The organism is Deltaproteobacteria bacterium CG11_big_fil_rev_8_21_14_0_20_49_13 (assembly GCA_002796305.1).
In the GTDB taxonomy this organism is placed as follows: domain Bacteria; phylum UBA10199; class UBA10199.
This window is the reverse complement of the sequence record PCWZ01000001.1, coordinates 3451-4057: the sequence shown is the minus strand read 5'-3', so window position 1 is coordinate 4057 and position 607 is coordinate 3451. Positions and strand designations below refer to the sequence as shown.

Genomic DNA, 607 nt, shown 5'->3' with positions numbered 1-607 from the left:
GCCAGCCCAACCCATGAACCATTATAATAAAGTTCGGCCATTTCGATAGGAAAAGGGGATTTTGCCTCTCTTATAAATGTAAGCTTTTCGCATTCTTTAGAGCATTCAGCCGTGATCGTTTCAGCATCATTGACAGTAACAATTGTACTCGAGTTTTCTTCTATAAAATAATTCTGAAATATAGAGACCCCTTGGGAAGGTTGAGTTCGGTGTACTTCTATCGGACTTATGGACTGATTACTAAACCCATTCCGGACGAGCGTAAGATTTATCTGGTATATATCAGATGATTTAATAAGAGGCACGCTGAAATCTTTAAAAATAAGATCCGAGATAGTTACGTGACGACTCAAAAAATTTTTGATCAATATCGAAGGACCCTTAAACTCATCTCCAATGATACTCACATTTTTATAAGTCCTTGGCGTAGAGTTCCAAATTTTTTTACCGGTTATTTTTATATCAAACACTCTGCTCTTTTCAGATCGTATCATAATGGGATCCTTACTGACAATAATCGGGCTCTTTAAGTCGATATCTTTTGTCATGATGATCTTTTTTATTATCTTATTGCCATGATCGGCAAAGAGCATTTCCAAATCGCCCG

At 36.9% G+C, this 607-nt stretch carries 1 pseudogene (cut by a window edge); it reads right to left on the bottom strand.

The features are described from left to right. Positions 1 to 607: pseudogene (locus COV46_00010) on the bottom strand (hypothetical protein) (it continues 718 nt past the right edge of the window).